Origin of the sequence: Sphingomonas sp. SRS2 (assembly GCF_000971055.1) — a bacterium.
Lineage (GTDB): Bacteria > Pseudomonadota > Alphaproteobacteria > Sphingomonadales > Sphingomonadaceae > Rhizorhabdus.
This window is the reverse complement of sequence record NZ_LARW01000084.1, coordinates 58662-76716: the sequence shown is the minus strand read 5'-3', so window position 1 is coordinate 76716 and position 18055 is coordinate 58662. Positions and strand designations below refer to the sequence as shown.

Below are 18055 nucleotides of genomic sequence, written 5' to 3'. Positions count from 1 at the left end.
ACCTGCTGTCCATTGGCCATCGTGGCAACAGGTCTAGCCCCGTTTCAGCCGCCTTTGTCGATGCTAAGGCCGATGCGGGTGGTGCGCCCTGCTCACCAGATCCGTGAAGCTTGTCATCTGGCGGCTCCCGGCCGCAGCACCCAATCCTTGACGCACGAGGACAGGATAGTGACCAACCCAATGTCAGACGCCGAAGATAGCAAAACGCCGCCAGCTGCACGGCTCTATGCGCCGCCGCAGTTCATTGCCGACAACCCGTTGCCGATCATTGGAGCCTATCCCTTCGCGACTCTCGTTTCGCCGGGCTTGCATGCGACCATGACACCGATATGCTGGGAACATCCCGATCAGACAAACACTCTGATTGGCCATTTTTCCCGCCTCAATCCCCATGCGCAGGCGATAAGTGACGGGCAGGACGTCCTGGCGATGTTCAATGGGCCGCACGCCTATGTGTCCCCCCGCTGGTACGTCGATCGCCCGACCGTTCCGACTTGGAACTACGTCACCACCCATGTGCGCGGCACGATAGAACCGCTGGACGACGAAGCGTCGACGCTCCAGATCCTCGCGAAAACGGCCACGATCTGCGAGGCCGCCGCCGAGCGGCCCTGGACGATGGAGCAGGCCCCGGTGGGACGGGTCGAGTTCCTGCTGCCGATGGTCCGCGCCTTCCGCATCCACGTCGAGCGCATCGAAGGAGTCTCTAAGCTCAGCCAGGCCCATTCGCCAGCAGACCGCGTCCGGATCATCGATGGCCTTCGCGCTGAAGACATCCAGAGGGATATCGCCGCCTTCATAGCGGACCTGCCCGACGCCATTCACCCATGAGGACTCTAGAAATGCAAATCGAGATCGCCGCCGTCAGCGCCGTCGTCCAAACCTATCTCCAAGCGCTCTTCAACGGCGATGCGGCCGGCATCGCGTCCGCGTTCCATCCCGACAGCCATCTCTATTCTGTCGGCGCCGAAGGCGCGCTGGGCGACCTGCCCCGTGCCGACTGGCTCAAGCTGATTGAACAGCGCCCGTCGGCCCAATCGCGCGGCCTGGAGCGAAACGACCGCGTCGTCTCCCTCGACTTCTCCGGCCCTGCCACGGCCTGCGTGAAGGTCGAATGCACAATACCCCCCGCCGCCTTTGTCGATCACTTGCTGCTGCTGAAGCTGGCCGACGGCTGGCGCATCGTCGCGAAGTCCTTCCATTCGACGTCGCTGGCCTGACGCCTGCCCGCAGCGCATCCGCGCTTTACAAAGCAACGCTTGACGGCGGCATAGGAACTCGCAGGGTGAGGGCAGGTTATCATGGATCCTTCGAGAGTCAGCATGTCGATCAATCCACCCTCACGAAAGGCACTGCCCCCCTTTGAAGCGCTGCGGGCCTTCGACGCGGTCGCGCGGCTGCGCGGTATCCGCAAGGCGGCGCTCAGCCTCGGGCGCGACCACGCCGTCGTCAGCCGCCACCTGCGCGGGATCGAAAGCTGGACCGGCACCACGCTGATAGAACGCGGGAGCGGCGGCAGCGTGCTGACCGAGGATGGGAAGCGCTATCACAAGCAGATCGCAGAGGCGCTCGACAATATCGCGCTCGCCACCATCGATTTGATGCGGCGCGGCGACCGTCACCGCCTCCATATCTGGTCGATGCCCGGCTTTGCCTTCCATTGGCTGTCGCGCCAGCTCGGTGCATTTGAAAAAGCCAATGCAGGTGTCGACATTGAGCTGCGGCCCACGGATCGCAGTCCAAATTTCGCCTATCATGAGAGCGACATCGATATCCGGTTCGTCTCGACATACGGCGATCCGTTCGAACTTGCGCCGGGCCTCAAGAGCATCGAGCTTGCCCGTGTCCCGATCGTCCCCGTCGCCAGCCCCGCTTATCTTGCCTCGCACCCGCCGATAAAGACCCCCGCCGAACTTACCAAGCATCGGCTCCTGCACGAGCATAATTTCGATAGCTGGGCTACTTGGTTTGCCGCGCACCGCGTGTATGAGGACCTCGATCTAAACGGGCCCTTGCTATGGCAGGGTCACCTAACGCTCGAAGCCGCACGCCACGGTCGCGGTGTGGCTCTGGCCAACCATATGATCGTCGTCGAGGATCTCAAGGCAGGTCATCTCATCGAAGTCGGCCTAAACGAGCCGGCATTCGAAAGCTATGGCATGGGCATCTACCATTTCATCGCGCGGGCCGATCGATGGGACCAGCCCCTGATCCGGCGTTTCCGCCAATGGCTGATCCACGCGATGGGCGAGACCATTCTTCCACTATCTACGTCAGGCGCTTCGTAGCAGCCCGAGTCTTTGCCGATGCTTCAGAGCTCGCGAATCATGTAGCTCGATCGATCGCCATAACTTTCAAGCTTTTGCGTGATCGCGTCATCCCCAGTCACGGATCCAAACCCCATCCCTTGCCAGAAGCCCACCGTGTCATTGACCGATACGAGCGCGATCCTCCGGGCACCGAGTTGGCTCATCTCTCGAGCGACCCGCTCGACGATCGATCGGGTGTAACCCTGCCCCCGCACGTCCGGATGCAGGGCGAGGTCATGCAGATATAGGGCGTCCCCCGGTTCCGACAGAATGCCAAGTAAGCTGTTAAGAGGCGGGATCGATCCTAGTGGCCAGGGATACGCGATTAAATAGCCCCGCAAAGCATCGGCCGAAGTCAGCGAGAAGCATCCCTGCGGGAAGACCGCAAAACGCTCTTGGAAACAGTTATGCCCTTCAAAATGAGATGGGAAGGACACGGCAGCTACCGAAACCACCCCGGCCAAATCGTCCGCGCGCATGTTTCGCCAGAGATAATTGCTCATAGTCTACCTGCAATCTATGTTGAAGTGAATTGTTCCACACGGCGCTGAAATATATTGAACATGGCGCTTACCACATCACCATTATCTCGACGCAAACCTTTTTCAGTAACTATCGACATCCTCTCTACTTCTGCTCAAAACGGAGCGTTGCTGTTGTTACCGCTATCTCCGGATCGAGGCGGAGACTTCGTGCCCATATCGTTCACCGACGGGGGCTATGGGTGGTGGGGCGAACGCATATCCAGACCTAGAGTCGAACACGATCGTGTTGAATCGGCGGATTCCCTTTGAGGCTGATTTGTGATTCAGAGTGCTGGCTGGGATGGAGGTCGGCATGGATGGGCAAACCTTATTCGGATGATTTGCGGGAGCGCGTGGTAGCGTCGATGGTCGGGGGCCGGAGCTGCCGCGAAGCGGGCGCGATTTTTGGCGTAGCGCCGAGTACGGCGGGCAACTGGTATCGGCGCTATCAGCGGACGACCAGCTACGCGGCCTTGCCGATGGGCGGCGACCATCGTTCGAAATTGACCGCCGAGGTGAACTGGATCGCAGAGCGCCTGGCGGCGGTGCCGGAGCTGACGTTGACGGATGTGCGTGAGGGTCTTGCCGGCCGTGGCACCGAGGTGAGCTATACGAGCGTATGGCGGACGGTGAAGAAGCTGGGGCTGCGCTTAAAAAAAGAACCATCTACGCCAGCGAGCAAGACCGGCCCGACGTCGCGATAGCACGTGCGATCTGGCAGGCGGCGCAGGCCGGGTTCGACTTCCAGTCGCTGGTGTTCATCGATGAGACCGGCACGACCACGAGCATGGTGCGAACCCATGGCTGGGGCCACAAGGGCAAGCCGCTCATCGGCAAGGCGCCGCATGGCCATTGGATGACGTCGACCTTCGTGGCCGGGCTGCAGCACGACGGCATCCTCGCGCCGATGCTGATCGATACGCCGATGACCGGCGAAATCTTCCGCCAATGGCTGGTCGAATGCCTGATCCCCGAAATGGCGCCGGGCAGCATCGTCGTCGCCGACAATCTGCCCGCCCACAAGGTCGCCGGCATCCGCGACTGCCTCGAGGACGCAGGCATGGGGCTGCTCTATCTCCCGTCGTACAGCCCCGACTTCAATCCGATCGAGCAGGTCTTCGCCAAAATCAAGAAACTGCTCCGCCGAATGGCCCCGCGGTCCTTCGACGCCATTTGCGACGCCCTGCAGATCATCCTCGAAAAATTCAAACCCGACGAATGCTCAAACTATCTCCGCCATGCCGGATATGTGCAATCTTGATCGTGCTCGACTCTAAGCTGCAGGTGGGGAGGCGCGTGTCGGGCAAGCTCCATGAAGTGAGCGAAACCCTTCCCCATCGCGTCCTCGCCAAGGAACCCGACCTTGATCATATGCCGGTCGGGCCCAGGTGCGGTCTCCATCGGACTGCCGACGATCGGATGGGGGAGGATGGCATATTGCGTGTCCCTGCCGATCAGCGGGCGGGCCCGATCCGCAATGCCCTGCTCCAGGAAGATCAGCCGCACTGTGGATGGAAATCGCCGCCTGAGCGTGGCGAACATATCGCGTCGCCGGCGCAGCGGATTGCGCGATCGCCACTTGATCCCCTCCGCCAGCGTCGCATGGAGCACGACGTCCATGGCGACCGGTGGAGGACGGCGGCGCAGGCGCTCCAGCATGTCCGCCCGGCAGCCCAGAAGGATAAGATGGTCGGCGCTGGTCTGGCGCCAAATCGTCTCGACGAAGGCGTGCTGTTCGCGTTCGTTGAACCGGACGAAGCGACCTCGCGGCGGCTCGTGCAGATGCGATGGCAGCGCGAGGAACCGGATATCATCATCGGCGACATAGGGCGCTATCGCGTCAGCATGATCCTGCCGGCACAGCATCGCGATCGGCTCGTTCCGCGCCGCCTGGCGCAGCAGCTTGAGAAACGCGGTGTTGAACGGGATATGGTCCCGGGAAATACTCTGAAGGTCGACGACCAGCTTCATTTCGTCCGGCGACCACGCATTTCGGTCCACAACCCCAGGGCGCGTTCTTCGGCACCCGGCGGAGAGCCGCCCAGCCGCCACAATCCGAACTGGAGCAACAGCGCAAGGCCCATCGCACCCGAGCCGATCAGTGCGCCCATGATGATGTTGAGGACTATGTGATCGGTGCCCGGCGGCTGCCAGCCGAGCCCGGTCAGATAAAGGGCCGCCGCAGTGACCATGGTGGCCAGCAGGGTGCGCAGCATCCCGCCCTTGGCCGCGGACCAGCCGAGCGGGCCGATCCTTCTCGATTGAATAAGAAAGAAGATGCATTCGAATATGTTCGAGCAGACCGATGCGGCGGCGATCAGTTCGGGCCGATGGGTGACGGTGGTCATCCCGGTCAGCAAAGCGACCTTCATTGCTGCGGAAATCGCCACGACCTGAAAATTCTGGCGAACACGGCCCTCCGCCAACAGGATAGTGGTGCAGACATAGCTGAATGGCGCGAATATGCTGATCATCGCGAAGATCGAAATCAGCGGCTGGGCCGCCTTCCACTGCGCGCCGAGCAGCACATTGACCACATAACCCGACGTCGCCGACAAGGTGATGGCCAGCGGCGCCACCAGCAGCAGCACGAGCGATATCAGCGGCAGGGCCCGATCGCTGATCCCGCTGTCGCGAGAGCGGGCGCGCGCGATCCCGGCGAACAGCGCGGCGGTTGCCGGCGCGATCAGCTCGGTGACGGGCAGGATCGCTATCTCCACCCCCAGCAGATAAATGCCCAGCACCGACGCCCCCACGACCGGTCCGATCACGAAGGAATCCGCGCGCTCCCATACCATCGTGACGAGACCACCGAGCCACGTCCAAAAGGAAAAGCCCATTAGCTCCCGCCATCCCGTCAGGGAAAATCGCGGGCGATAGGGGTGGAAGCTGTAGGTCATCACCAGCCGGGCGAGCTTCCCGAAGACGATCCCCCCGATCAGCGCCCAATAGGATTGTAGCGTGAAGGCCAGCAATATGGTGACGAGCACCTGCAGGATCCGGGGCGTGACGAGCAGCCGGAATTCCATGTCGAAGCGGATATTGCGCCGGAACTCGACGATGCCGATATTCTCCAATCCCGATAGGATCGAACCCGCTGCCAACGGCAGCAGCATGTAGAACAGGCGCGGCTCGTTGAACCAGACGCTCGCCGGCCAGGCGACGCCGGCGATGATCAGCGCGGTGGCCAGTCCCCGTATGAACTGGATCGAGAAGGCGGCATTGAGAAGATTCTCGTCATGCTCCTCGCGCCGGATGAGCGCCTCCGCCAACCCAAATTGCGACAGGGAGTCGATCGCGCCGGCAAACACCATCGCCATGGCGACGAGCCCGAAATCGGCGGGCGCGAGCACTCTGGCGAGGACCAGGGTGCTTGCCAGCCCGATGACGCGCGCCCCCATCCGCCAGGCGACCATCCAGGCCGCGCCGGTCGCGGTGCGCCGGCTGAGCGAGTCCGCCGGATCGCTCATCGCGGGTCCGTACGCATGGCGGAAGATGGCCGGGATTGCCGCGAAACAAGGGCTGGTGCGGCAGGTGCGGTGAACTCAATCGAAAGCACAAGTTCCCCGTGATGTCCGTGGCAAAGACGTCTCGAATGCCGTCACGATCTCTATCGGGCATTTCGGGAATATGCCAACGAAGATGGTGATCCGGCCCCCTTGAGCGCACTGCAATAATCGCTATCCTCCCAGCGCGTGGGAATAGACGACCAGCATGATATCCGGCTGTGCTCGTCTGCGCGGCGAGAGTGTCCGCGGCGTGCGGCTCGGACCGCCGCTCCTTCGACAGCTACCAGGAAAAGCCGCTCGTGACGCCGGGGCAGCGTCGACGTAAAAACGTGCTTGTTCCCGCAGCGCATTCGCTCGGCGGGATCGGCGTGATCCGCTCGCTCGGGCGCGCCGGCTATCGCGTCCATGCGGTGGCGCCCAGCAGAGACGCCTTGGGGCTGGCGTCGCGTTATGCGGACGAACGCGCGGTTCATCCGCCGCTGTCATCGGAAGAGTTTCAGGGCTGGTTCGACGACTATGTGAAGCGCAACGATATCGCGCTCGTCATGCCGGGCGGCGGTTTCGACCCGGACGCGTCCTTCGCCCGAAAGCATGAAGCAGTTTTCCCCTTCAACGGCGGCCCACAACAAGGCGCGATCGCGGCATCCAAATTTCGCCTGTTCGAGCGGCTGTCGCAGCATGACGGCGAAGCCGCCGCGCATCTGCCGCCTTTCCTGCTGGTCGATCTGGCCGCGCCATTGCCGACGGCGGATGAACTGGCGTCCCTTGGCGTGCCGCTGTTCATCAAGCTCGACGGCGCACTGGGGACGACGGGCGCGTCGGGGGACGACGTGCTGCGCTGCCCGAATGGCGAAGCGGCGCGTGCCGCCCTCCAGAGGCTCGCCGCCGACTATTCGCACGCGCTGGTGCAGGGCTATGTCGCGGGGAGAGGCGTCGGCGCCTTCACCTTGCGGTGGGATTGCCGGACGGTGGCGCGGATGATGCACCGGCGCTTGCACGAAATGCCGCATACCGGTGGGGCGTCTTCGTTGCGCCAGTCATGGTGGATGCCCGAGATCATGGCCGACGCCGAAGCCAAGCTCGCCGCGATCGGCTGGCAGGGCGTTGCGATGGTCGAATATCGCTATGATGAGGCCAGCGGTGAATTCTGGCTCATGGAAATCAACTTCCGCTTTTGGGGATCGCTGCATCTGAGCCTCTATGCAGGGGTCGATTTTCCACGGCTGCTGGCGGACAGCTTCTTTGGTGATGTGCCCGCACAGCTGGTGGAAGGGGATATCGGCATAAGGTGCCGCCACCTCTACCCGCACGAATTGGGCTATCTCGTGTCGCTATGGCGGGACCGTGCGGTATCCTGGTCGCGCAAGGCGTGGTCGCTGGTCGAAGCCGTCGGGCTGACGCTCGATCCGGGCGTCCGTTCGGATCTGCTGTTTCCGGGGGATCGGCGCTTGTTCTGGCGGCAACTCAGGCGTGCGCTGACGCGCCGTGGCGGATAGTGCCGTTAAATGATCTGCTGCCGAGCGGAGCGCGGGACGTGGATGGAGCGCCGGCCACGCAGCGTGGCTCCGACCGCGAAGAAGCCGATCAGCATCATCGCCCAGGTCGAAGGCTCGGGCACCGCAACGGGGGGAACGATGCCGCCCTCAAGGCTGATGCCGTCGATCAGGGCGAAGGGCGGCTGGCCGAGCGGGGTGCCATAAGCGAGCAGTGACAGCTTCTGGGTCTGAGCGGTCGCAACGAAGGTCATCGACTCCTCTTTCCAAGGCGAGAACCCCTTGTCGGGAAGGGCGACGGTCGAGGAGGATTTGACCGTGCCATTCAGGAACATGCCATAACCGTCGGGAGCGTTGTTCACCTGGAAATCGCACGTTCCGAAACAGACATCCCACCGGTCGGTGGTGGCGCCCAGGAAGTTCTTCTGCTGACCGGCGGCCCACCAGAATTTGACGGTATAGCTCTCGCCGATCTGCAGGTTGCTGACGGTCTGGCTGATCGGGCCGTTGCGGAACGCGCCGTCGGCGGCGATGAAATTGCCGCCGGTCGGGCTGCCGGTCAGCCCGTTGGCGACACCGTTGCCCGGCCCCCACAGGATGAGGTTCGCGCCGGCATAGGGGCTCACCGCGCCGATGGTATCGACGTCACCGGGCCGCATGACGAAGTTGAAGCCAATCGATTCCCAGCCGACCACGGTCTGCTGAATATTGTCCGAAGGGCCATTCGGGCCCCAGGGCCGCGAATTGGGAGCGGAATCGAAGATCGACGAGCGGTTGACGGTGATCTGCTCGAAATCGCCGTTCACCAGCAAATTGGCGGCCTGCGCTGGCTGCACGCTCACGCATGCGAGCAACGCGCACAACAATGCCAACAGCTTCGTACGCATACCCACCACATTCCCTCCGGCATCCATGGCCTATGATGAAATGAGGCGAAAATCAATAGTCCGCATAGCGATCGAATAAAAGGTGACGGATTTTACAACGATTTAACATTGTTTGCCGCCAGCTACGCCAATGGTAGGTTATACTTTTGTTGAATAGGGCTGAAAATATACAACAGTATCCTTAACGAGAATGTGGTTAGCTCAGATAGTCGTCGAGACTCCCGCACAGAGTCACATATCAACATAATTTCTTCTGGTAACGTTGCGCACTCTCAATCGGGATTCGCTCGCGCTGATCTCAAGACTCTGTCTTCGATGCCGCCAACTTCTGCCGCGCTTTCCCGATCGGGTTCCGCCGCCCCGTTCCAGGGCGCCTCGCGGCAGGAATCCGTGTCAATATTTGGCCGTTGGCAGCGGGTACTCGGAAATGTACCATGCGCGAGATATCTGGTCTGGAAGTATAGACTTCGAGCGATGACATACTCTTCTAGCGCTAAATTATGTGGCAGGGAAAGTTGATGCCCAATCCCAAGGTTTCCGTTGTCATAGCGACCCGTAATCGCCCGAAAGAATTGGCGAGGTTACTCAAGACAGTCAGGGAGCAGGCATTCGACGACTTCGAATGCATCGTTGTCGACGATGGTTCATCCGAAGATACTATCCAGCAATATGATGGTTTATGGCGCGAGCTGGACGATCGTTTCCAACTGACGCGCAGGCCTCATCCGGGCGGTCCGGGGGCCGGTCGCAACACCGGCATTTCCCTGGCAAAGGGACAATATGTCGCCTTTTGCGACGATGATGATTATTGGACCCGCTCGGATCATCTGGGGGTCGCCGCGCGCGCGATGGATGCAGCCGGGGCCGACCTGTTCGTCTCGAACATGCAGACCTCCCGCGAGGGTATCGTGGTCGATCGCGACTGGTACGGCCTTCACGGCATCATTTCCGCTGGTCCGGAGCAGCTGATCGCCGGTGAAAGCGACGTCCACAGGCTGAAGCGCGACGTCGTCGCCAGCTTCCTGCGCCACCGAATCTTCCCCGCCAATACTCTCGTCGTCGCCCGTGAACTTCTTGCGCAGCTGAATTCCTATTGGGAAAAAATCAGCTTTTGCGAAGATCTCGATCTCGCGTTCCGCCTCGCCGATCGCGCCGGCACCATCCTGTACCGGTCCACGGTCACGGCCGATGCCGACGTCGGTCCGCATATCAGTATCGGGCGCTCCTTCACCGAGCGGGATCGTGTCCTGTTCGGTATCACGGCGGCGCTGCGCGCCGAGACGCTGCTTACCGATCCCGGTCTGCGAAAAGTGGCGCGCGGCAACCGCGCCTGGCGCTTGCTGGAGCTTGCCGGGCACGCGGTCGAGGACGGCCGGGTTCGCACGGCCTGGGAATTCGCCGTTCAGTCTGTGATGCTGGCGCCGTCGCGGCGTGGGCTGTCAACGATGGTGAAGCTGGGTTGGACCCTGCTGACCGGGGGAGGTCGAGCACCGCAATGACGGCTCAGGTGCCGGCCCGAAGGTCTATGCTTACGCGGCCGCGAGCAGCCTAAGCGGTCAGATCGCGGCGCACGGCATAGCTGTTGAGTTCAACGGGATTGATCGTGAGATTGGGGTTCACCGGGAAGAAATTCACGAAATCAAAGCCCAGTTCATTGATGAGCGAGATGCTCTCCGCCATGTCGGGGCTGTCCTCGTAGATACGGCGGACGGCCAGTTCGCTCGACAGGCCAACGAAATTCCGGACATCGGCTCCCGCCCCCCGGATCACTTCGAGATCATATCCTTGCGTATCCATTTTCAGGAATGGGCGCGAAAAATCGTGCTGGGCTTTGATATTTTTCAGGAACCCATCCAGCCGCTCGACGGGCACCTCGATGACGGACTGCACGACATTATGCTTCACGAAGGTGCCATCTTCGGACGTGGTCGGCGCCTTGAAGGACGAGAAGTCGTCAGATTCCATGACGTTGAAAGGCAGCTTCGTATCGGCGGAACCCAGGGCGATGTTGAACACATGCCAATGCGGATCATTTTTCGCAGCTTCGGCCAGGGCGGCGAAGGCTTTCGGCGCGGGCTCGAATGACAATATCGTGCCGGCAAAACCGCACTTGCGCACCAGCCGCCCGAACTGACCGACGTTCGCGCCGACATCGAATACGCAATCGACCTGAAGCGCGGTCAGATATTGGGAGAAATAGCGTTCTTCGAACCAATAGCTCGCATAGCGCGACGTAACGATGTCCACGCCGAACAGCCGGCCGAGATAATTTGCAAGGCGGCGTCCGAAGCTCATCCAATATCTCCAAGCACAGGATATCTGCGCCAATTCCGCGTCATGCGGTACGATCTATCGCCGTTGCGGCTGGACCAGCTATGTGTATGGTCCCCTGCTCATGGGCAGCCGCCATCGTCATTTCCCGTCACCGCCTATGCGCCATGCACTATAGCGGCGCGCGATGAAAAGTAAGACATTCTCTGGCGCGAGCCCTTCCGGCTGGGCCGATCGTCTGACGCGCGCTTTGGAATGGACTCCGCGCCAGGCGGCTGTTCGTCTGATCCTGCTCTATCTGGCGGCGAAAATCGTCATGCTTCTGGCGGGTAGCCGCTTCGATGCGGACAATCTCACGTCCTGGATGCAGATCATCGATCTGGAATTGCTGCGCCACGACCTCTGGCGCAGCCTCTATTATCTTCATACCCAACCGCCCTTGTTCAACCTGCTGATCGGGCTGACGCTGAAGCTCGGGCTGGCGGCCTTTCCCTGGGTGATGCTGCTGATCTACGGCGTGGTGACGCTCGGCGGGATACTGGCTTTCCATGCGGTCGCCGCCGACATTTCGGGCCGCCCGCGACTGTCGTTTATCGTGGCGGCATGGTTGTGCGTGGCGCCATCGGTCCTGCTGTTCTCGCAGAAGCTTTATTATGACGGCCTCGTCCCGTGGATGTTGATGATGGCTTTGTGGGGGCTTCACAGCGGCGCCGTGCGACGGAGCGGCCCCCGCCTGCTGTTCGGTTTCTCGATGCTCGCCGCGACGATATTGCTGCGCGCGATGATCCATCCGTTGCTGTTATTCCTCGCCGCCGGGATCATGGTCGCCCTGTTCCCCGGTCAAAGGCGGCGGCTGATAGTGACGGCGATCGGACCCGCTGCGGCGATCCTGCTGGTGCTGGCTAAGAATTTCATGGTGTTCGGGATCGTCCAGCTCAGCAGTTGGGCACCGCTGTCGCTTGGTCATACCACGGTCGAAAGGCTGCCCGTCGCGACGCGCATCGAACTGATGCACCAGGGCAAGCTTTCACGCTTTGCGCCCGTCAGCGTCTTCGCGCCGCCAGGCGACTATCTCAAGGTCATGCCGGCTCCCGCGAAAACCGGCGTACCGCTTCTCGACAATATGGAAAAATCGTCGGGCGAGGCGAACTGGAACCATGTGCTGTACACGAAGATAGGCCCTGAGCGGGTGCACGACGCGCTGTTCGCCATGCGCTATGCTCCCGCTTCCTTCGCCAAGGTGCTGGTGACGTCGCTCTACCATTTTCACCGCCCTGCGAGCGAGTTCAAGGGGCTGGAGCGCAATCTGGCGCACATCCGGGGGTGGGACCGGTTCAGCAATGCCGTGATCGGGCTGCAACCCACCGCCTGGTTCGGCAGCTCACTGGATAAGCAGCGGCCGCAGTCGATCTGGCTGCAGCCTTCCTATTCGGCCCTGCTCCTCACCCTTGCCTTTCTGGGCGCGGGTTTCGCCTGTCTGGCCGCCTTGCTTAGGGCGGTGCGCCTGCGTCAGCGGCCGGATGAATCGCTGGCGATCCCCATCATCATCGCCGGCTTCGGGCTGTTCGTGATCATGGTCTCGTCGAGCTTCGACGTCTGGGAAAATAACCGCGCGCATTATGACATAGCGCCGGTGCTTCTGCTGGGCGCGCTCTGGTTCGTCGGGCGTCGGCCCCGGTCGGCAGAGGCTCCCGCGGCGTGACCATGATGCTGCGAAATGCCGGCTGGCCGATACTCCTGGCGGTCCTTGGCATCGCCGCGGTCTGGGCGGGCTGGGTCGGCTTCATGGCGTCGGACGACGGGCTATATTATTATGCGGCGCTGCAATGGTTCACGAACCCACCAGCACCGGGCGCCAACCATTGGGCGACGCGTTTTCCCGTCGTGCTTGGTTTCGTGGGCTCGATCGCCATGTTCGGGCGAAGCCTGCTCGCCTTCCACCTCGTGTCCCTGTTCTGGTATCTCGCCATCGTCGGTGTGACGGCAGGCCTGAGCTGGCAGCTGGCGGGGCGGCGCGCGGGTTGGATCGCCGCGATCCTCGCCGCCACCTTGCCGGTGATCGCGACCAACGCATCGATCGTCAATTGCGACCTGCCGGAGGCGGTCTTTCTGGTGGGCGGGCTATGGCTGCTGATCGGGGGGCGGCAGACCCGATCGGCGCTTTTCGCGGGGTGCAGCTTCGGCCACGCCGTCCTGTGCCGCGAGACCGCGATACTGGCGCTCGCCGGCCTGGCCATTCCCTTCCTGATGCGGGGGGCGGCCATGCGGCGGCGGTTGCTGCTGGTCGGTGTAGGCATAGTGCTGGTGCTCGGCGCGGAAATGCTCTTCCAATATTGGGTCACCGGCAATGCCTTCCACCGCTATGGGATCGCCGCGAACCATGACTCCCACATCAACCGTCCGGCCAATCTGGAAGGTAACTTCCTGGTTCACCCGGCGATCGATCCGCTGCTCGTCCTGCTGGTCAACGACGACTTCGGGCTGCTGTTCTGGATCGGTGGTGCTGTCCTGCTGCTGAAACGGCTGCCGACGGGGGCTGTCAGAAGCGGAAGGGACGCTTTTTTCCTGATCGGCGGCATGGCGCTGGCCAGCTTCGTCGTCATATCGCTGCTATATACGAAGCTGGTCCTGAACCCGCGCTATTTCAGCCTTGCGGCCATTGCGATGCTGCTGGTTGTCGCCCTATGGCTGAGCCGGCAGACGAACCGGACGGTCCTCGGCGTACTTGCCCTTATCGTGGCGTCCAATCTGTTGCTGCTTTCCGCCACCAACCGGGACCCACGCTGGTCGAGCGAGGCGCTTGCGACGGCCGCGCGCACCTATCCGCGCGCCGTCATCGCTGGCGATTCCGACGTGGTGAAGCGCGCCGAGATACTCCTCACCATCGACGGCAGCCCCAATGTCAGGATCGCGCCTTTCGCGTCCGCGCCGCTGCGGCTCGTTATCGGTGACGTCGGGCCAGCCGATCAGATCGTTGCGGTCTATCATGCCCCGCCGACCCGTATCGGGCAGGTCCTGGACGCGCTCGATCTTTCGCAAGTCCTTCCGGAACGCGTTCGCGGGCGGGTGATGTCGCCTTCCGGAACAGCGTTCCTCGTGCGAACCAAGCCGAGCTGACGAGGGCCTCTCCATGACAACCGGCTCCGCGACAATTACGATGGTTATCCCGGCCTATGGTGTGGGCGGCATGATCTGCGATGCGCTGGATTCGCTGCTCGCGCAAAGCCGTCAGGACTGGTTGGCGATCGTCGTCGATGACGGCGATCCGCGTGCTGCCGATCATGTGCGACCCTATCTGGACGATGATCGCTTCACCTTTCTGCAGACCGATAATGGTGGGCCATCGACAGCCCGGAATCGCGGGATGAGCAAGGCCACCACCGAATATATCGGTCTGATCGACGGCGACGATCAGCTCGATCCCGATTTCCTGTCCGCCATGCTCGCCGCCTTCACGTCAGATCGGGTCGGTTTCGTCACCTGCGACGCCACCTTTTTCGGGGCCGATCGAAATGGGGAACTGTTCTCGAGCTATTGTCCCCAGAAGCTGCCGGCGTCGCTCGAACGCGTGATACGGCGCGAGTTCAATGTCTTTTCGCAGACTGTGATGCGGCGCGAAGCGATCATGGGCATCGGCGGGTTCGACACGAGCCTCATTTCTTCCGAGGATTTCGACGCGTGGATACGCATGATGGAGTCCGGTTGGGAGCTGGCCTATATTCCCCGCCCGCTGGTGCGCTATCGGCGGCATGGTCTTCAGGCATCACGCAACTCGACCGGAATGCTCCGCACCGCTCTGGTCGCGACCGGCAGAGCCAGGGAGCGCCTCAAGGGCAGGCCCGAAGAGCTGGCCGCGGCCGAGATGTGTTCGGAACTCGAAAAGGATATCGAGGTCGCCGAGGCGTTCGAGCTTCTCCACCAGGGTCAGACCCGGCCGGCGCTGGCGAAGTTCGCGCGCGTCAATACCGACAGGCTGACCGGCAAATGGAGACTCATCCTGCGGCTGCTCAGGATCGCGCCCTTCCTCGCGGGTCCGCTCCTCAAGCTGCGGACCTGATCATGAAGGATCGAACGATGCGGATCAGTTGCTTTTTCTATGCCGCTCTGCTGATGGCCGGCTCCGCGTCCGCCCAGCCATTTCAGGTCCAGCCGACGGGTAAATCCTACGGCACGCTGGCGGATGCGGTGATAGCGATCGGCGATGGCGAAGCCGTCATTTCGATCGCGCCGGGCACTTATCGCGATTGCGCCGTCCAGACCGCGGGCAAGATCACCTATCGCGCGGAGAAACCGTCAACCGCCGTCTTCGACGGCGGCACATGCGAGGGCAAGGCGACTTTGGTTCTGCGCGGCCGGGGCGCGGTGGTGGAGGGGATCGTCTTCCAGGACCTCCGCGTGCCTGACGGCAATGGTGCGGGAATCCGTATCGAAAGGGGGCCGCTCAAGGTCGCCGAGAGCACATTCCGTAACTCCGAATCCGGAATATTGGATGGCGGCGGTGATCAGACCTCGGACATCGTCATCATGAACTCGACCTTCTCCGGCCTTGGCGGCTGCCACGGCGGACGGAGCTGCGCCCACGCGGTCTATATAAGTTCGGTGCGGTCGCTCACGGTGACGGGATGTCTTTTCCACAAAGGGACCGGTGGCCATTATCTCAAGAGTCGGGCAGCGCAGATCTTCGTCGACCGGACGAAGTTCGACGACAGCGACGGCCGCGGCACCAACTATCTGATCGACCTGCCCGATGGTTCGCAGGGGCGGATCAGCGGCAACCTGTTGGTGCAGGGTTCCAACAAGGAAAACCACATGGCCCTGATCGCGGTGGCGGCGGAGTCCCGGCGCAATCCGTCCAGGGATCTGGTCGTCGCGAACAATCGCGCCCGGCTGGCCGTTCCGGTAAGCTGGACGACCTATTTCATCGCCGACAGCAGCGGCTCGGTGAAACGGGGGGTGAACGACATAGGCCCGGGCATCCAGCTATCGAGCCCGATCGCCCGGTAAACTCGGCACCCGCGCGTTTCCGGCGGGTGGCCCTTCACATTAGGGCCTGGTCTTCGCCCCCGTCGCGGCTGGCGCAAGGCTGACGCGCACCTGCTCGGCGGCCTCCATCACCCGCAATATATTGCCGCCGGCCAGCTTTGACAGGTCGGCATCGCTCCATCCGCGGCGCATCAGTTCGGCGAACAGTGCGGGATAGGTCGCGACATCTTCGAGACCGGTGGGGAGCGCCTCGCCGACGCCGTCAAAATCCGAACCGATGCCCACATGATCGACGCCGGCGATGCGGGCGATATGATCGATATGATCGGCGACCTCTGACAATGTCACGCGCGGCGCCGGATGGGCCTTCAGCCATGTGGCGAAATTGGCGGCCGCCCGTTCCGGCTGCCCGATATCGAGGCCATCGAAAGGCGGTGAGTTGCGGCGCGTCCTTTCCGCCGCGGCATCGGCCGACCAGCGGCGATAGGCGTCTGAAATATAGGCAGGTGCGTAATTGACCATCACCACGCCGCCATTCTGGCGAACGAGCTTGAGCACCGCGTCGGATACATTGCGGGGATGATCGTCAATGGCGCGCGCGCTCGAATGCGAAAACATCACCGGCGCCTTGGTCACCGCGAGCGCATCGCGCATCGCCGCTTCGCTGACATGGCTCAGGTCGACGAGCATACCGAGCCGGTTGAGCTCCAGGACGACCATATGGCCGAACTCGGTCAGCCCGCCATGTTTGGGATTGTCGGTCGCGGAGTCGGCCCATTCGATCGTCAGCGAATGGGTGAGAGTGAGATAGCCGGCGCCGAGCGCCGCATAGGAGCGCAGCACCGACAGGTTGTTGTCGATCTGACCGCCGCCCTCGACCCCGATCAGGCTGGCGATCCGGCCGGAGGCATGGGCGCGGCGCACATCGTCGGCGGTGCGGACCATGGCGAAATCGTCCGGGTAACGTGCCGCGATCGACTTCACGAGGTCGATCTGTTCGAGCGTCTGTTCGACCTGCTCCTTGCCGGGGAGGGTGGGGGATACCCAGACTGACCAGAACTGCCCGCCGACCATCCCCCTGCGGAGGCGCTTGATGTCGGTGTTGTAGCGAGGGGAGCGGCCCGACAGATCGGTGAGGTCGGCTGTCCATCGGCCATCGCCTTCCCGTTCGCGCAAGGCTTCGGGCCAGTCATTATGCCCGTCGATCAGCGGCATCGCGCGCAGGATGCCGGCGACGCGGGCTTCGTAATCGGGCGACGCGGCATGGGCCGGCGACATCAGCGGCGCGCAGGCCGCCGCCAGCAGAAGCACGATCGAGCGCTTGATCATCGTCCGCGTTTCACACCGCGGGGGCGTGCGCCCGATGTGCTTTTCGCGATTGTCTTGGCACCCTTCTGCACATCATGGATTTCGAGCAGCGATTCCATCAGGTCTTCGTCGGCGCTGGACATCACCGCCAGCACCTCCGCCTCATCGCAGCCTTCGGCGGCCAGATAGGCATGACCCATGCTTGAATCGATATACAGCGCCTCGCCGGGTCCCAGCGTAACCGGATCGTAGAATTCGGTCTGCACGACCACCTTGCCGCTCAGCACATAGAGGAATTCCTCGCCGCTATGGTGGACCAGTTCCCCGAACTGCTCGACCGAACGCGCGCGAATCTTCGTCAGCAGCGGAACCATGCGCTTTCGGCGAAGCTCGGTGCAGAGATAATAATAGTCGTAATTAGGCGTCTCGACCCGGACTGACCGCGAAATGTCGCTGAGGCTGCGCCGTGCGGTCACGGCCTGAACCGGTTCGTCCCCGGTCTCGGCGAAGAGTTCGGACAAGCGCAGGCCAAGCCGCTGCGCCAGCGACTGAAGCTTGTCGTATGTGAGGGTCAGGCGATCATGTTCGATCTTGGACAGGGTGGAAACCGGGATGCCGCTCTTCTCGCTCATCTCCTTCAGTGTCCATCCCTCCCGGGACCGCAGGCCACGGAGCAGAACTCCCAAGGTGGACGGCGCTGACGACACGGTGATCCTTCCCGAAAGCTGTTGACCAATTCTCTAATCAGGATCATTAAGTCCCGATCAGAGC

General features: G+C 62.2%; 18 protein-coding genes. 11 read left to right on the top strand and 7 right to left on the bottom strand.

Going from position 1 to position 18055, the window contains the following annotated elements:
* Nucleotides 1-72: 72 nt before the first annotated feature.
* The 3 genes from WP12_RS10665 to WP12_RS10655 all read left to right on the top strand — a co-directional run bounded on the left by WP12_RS10665 (nucleotide 73) and on the right by WP12_RS10655 (nucleotide 2288).
* Entirely contained in the window at nucleotides 73-831 is a 759-nt protein-coding gene (locus tag WP12_RS10665) for an FMN-binding negative transcriptional regulator (RefSeq protein ID WP_160299209.1), read from the top strand.
* Nucleotides 832-842: 11 nt separating this feature from the next.
* Entirely contained in the window at nucleotides 843-1220 is a 378-nt protein-coding gene (locus WP12_RS10660; RefSeq protein ID WP_046193686.1) for a nuclear transport factor 2 family protein, read from the top strand.
* Nucleotides 1221-1322: 102 nt separating this feature from the next.
* Nucleotides 1323-2288 (top strand): LysR substrate-binding domain-containing protein, encoded by a 966-nt coding sequence (locus WP12_RS10655; protein WP_046193685.1) that lies wholly within the window; start codon nucleotides 1323-1325, stop codon nucleotides 2286-2288.
* Between the two features lie 23 nt (nucleotides 2289-2311).
* On the opposite strand, the gene WP12_RS10650 is transcribed toward WP12_RS10655, so the two are convergent.
* On the bottom strand, nucleotides 2312-2812 hold the full coding sequence (locus WP12_RS10650) for a GNAT family N-acetyltransferase (protein ID WP_046193684.1): 501 nt from the start codon (nucleotides 2810-2812) through the stop codon (nucleotides 2312-2314).
* Nucleotides 2813-3150: 338 nt separating this feature from the next.
* On the opposite strand from WP12_RS10650, the gene WP12_RS24810 reads away from it, so the two are divergent.
* Together WP12_RS24810 and WP12_RS10640 are read left to right on the top strand one after the other, a co-directional pair.
* On the top strand, nucleotides 3151-3537 hold the full coding sequence (locus WP12_RS24810) for a helix-turn-helix domain-containing protein (protein ID WP_046193683.1): 387 nt from the start codon (nucleotides 3151-3153) through the stop codon (nucleotides 3535-3537).
* On the top strand, nucleotides 3453-4094 hold the full coding sequence (locus WP12_RS10640; RefSeq protein WP_084690889.1) for an IS630 family transposase: 642 nt from the start codon (nucleotides 3453-3455) through the stop codon (nucleotides 4092-4094). Before WP12_RS24810 ends, WP12_RS10640 begins: the two co-directional genes overlap by 85 nt.
* On the opposite strand, the gene WP12_RS10635 is transcribed toward WP12_RS10640, so the two are convergent.
* Together WP12_RS10635 and WP12_RS10630 are read right to left on the bottom strand one after the other, a co-directional pair.
* The gene (locus WP12_RS10635; RefSeq protein WP_046193682.1) at nucleotides 4061-4804 is read right to left on the bottom strand and encodes a hypothetical protein; all 744 of its coding nucleotides are present in this window, start codon (nucleotides 4802-4804) and stop codon (nucleotides 4061-4063) included. The two genes, WP12_RS10640 and WP12_RS10635, sit on opposite strands and share 34 nt — an antisense overlap.
* Nucleotides 4801-6303, bottom strand: coding sequence for an oligosaccharide flippase family protein (locus WP12_RS10630; protein WP_046193681.1), 1503 nt, complete (start codon nucleotides 6301-6303; stop codon nucleotides 4801-4803). Before WP12_RS10630 ends, WP12_RS10635 begins: the two co-directional genes overlap by 4 nt.
* Nucleotides 6304-6560: 257 nt before the next feature.
* Between WP12_RS10630 and WP12_RS10625 the strand changes: the two genes are divergently transcribed.
* Complete coding sequence (locus tag WP12_RS10625; protein WP_152663954.1) at nucleotides 6561-7838, top strand: ATP-grasp domain-containing protein; 1278 nt, start codon at nucleotides 6561-6563, stop codon at nucleotides 7836-7838.
* Nucleotides 7839-7843: 5 nt separating this feature from the next.
* Here WP12_RS10625 and WP12_RS10620 read toward each other — a convergent pair whose 3' ends face one another.
* Nucleotides 7844-8722, bottom strand: coding sequence for a PEPxxWA-CTERM sorting domain-containing protein (locus tag WP12_RS10620; RefSeq protein WP_046193739.1), 879 nt, complete (start codon nucleotides 8720-8722; stop codon nucleotides 7844-7846).
* A 518-nt stretch (nucleotides 8723-9240) separates the two neighbouring features.
* Between WP12_RS10620 and WP12_RS23435 the strand changes: the two genes are divergently transcribed.
* Nucleotides 9241-10221 carry a glycosyltransferase family 2 protein gene (locus WP12_RS23435; protein WP_052730319.1) on the top strand — a complete coding sequence of 327 codons (981 nt, stop codon included), beginning with the start codon at nucleotides 9241-9243 and terminating at the stop codon, nucleotides 10219-10221.
* 49 nt (nucleotides 10222-10270) lie between these two features.
* Here WP12_RS23435 and WP12_RS10610 read toward each other — a convergent pair whose 3' ends face one another.
* Nucleotides 10271-11017 (bottom strand): FkbM family methyltransferase, encoded by a 747-nt coding sequence (locus WP12_RS10610; protein ID WP_052730318.1) that lies wholly within the window; start codon nucleotides 11015-11017, stop codon nucleotides 10271-10273.
* 163 nt (nucleotides 11018-11180) lie between these two features.
* Between WP12_RS10610 and WP12_RS10605 the strand changes: the two genes are divergently transcribed.
* The 4 genes from WP12_RS10605 to WP12_RS10590 are packed head-to-tail and all read left to right on the top strand — an operon-like array spanning nucleotide 11181 to nucleotide 15997.
* Nucleotides 11181-12695 carry a hypothetical protein gene (locus tag WP12_RS10605; RefSeq protein WP_152663953.1) on the top strand — a complete coding sequence of 505 codons (1515 nt, stop codon included), beginning with the start codon at nucleotides 11181-11183 and terminating at the stop codon, nucleotides 12693-12695.
* Between the two features lie 2 nt (nucleotides 12696-12697).
* Entirely contained in the window at nucleotides 12698-14110 is a 1413-nt protein-coding gene (locus WP12_RS10600) for an ArnT family glycosyltransferase (RefSeq protein WP_046193678.1), read from the top strand.
* Between the two features lie 13 nt (nucleotides 14111-14123).
* Nucleotides 14124-15050: a glycosyltransferase family 2 protein gene (locus WP12_RS10595; protein ID WP_046193677.1), complete on the top strand. Its 927-nt coding sequence runs from the start codon at nucleotides 14124-14126 to the stop codon at nucleotides 15048-15050.
* A gap of 17 nt (nucleotides 15051-15067) precedes the next feature.
* Nucleotides 15068-15997, top strand: a complete 930-nt coding sequence (locus WP12_RS10590; RefSeq protein ID WP_046193736.1) for a right-handed parallel beta-helix repeat-containing protein — start codon at nucleotides 15068-15070, stop codon at nucleotides 15995-15997.
* Nucleotides 15998-16036: 39 nt separating this feature from the next.
* Here WP12_RS10590 and WP12_RS10585 read toward each other — a convergent pair whose 3' ends face one another.
* Both WP12_RS10585 and WP12_RS10580 read right to left on the bottom strand, forming a co-directional pair.
* Nucleotides 16037-17305: a dipeptidase gene (locus tag WP12_RS10585; protein ID WP_046193676.1), complete on the bottom strand. Its 1269-nt coding sequence runs from the start codon at nucleotides 17303-17305 to the stop codon at nucleotides 16037-16039.
* On the bottom strand, nucleotides 17302-17916 hold the full coding sequence (locus tag WP12_RS10580) for a helix-turn-helix domain-containing protein (RefSeq protein WP_235399093.1): 615 nt from the start codon (nucleotides 17914-17916) through the stop codon (nucleotides 17302-17304). The genes WP12_RS10585 and WP12_RS10580 overlap by 4 nt, the downstream gene beginning before the upstream one ends.
* Nucleotides 17917-18055: the final 139 nt, after the last annotated feature.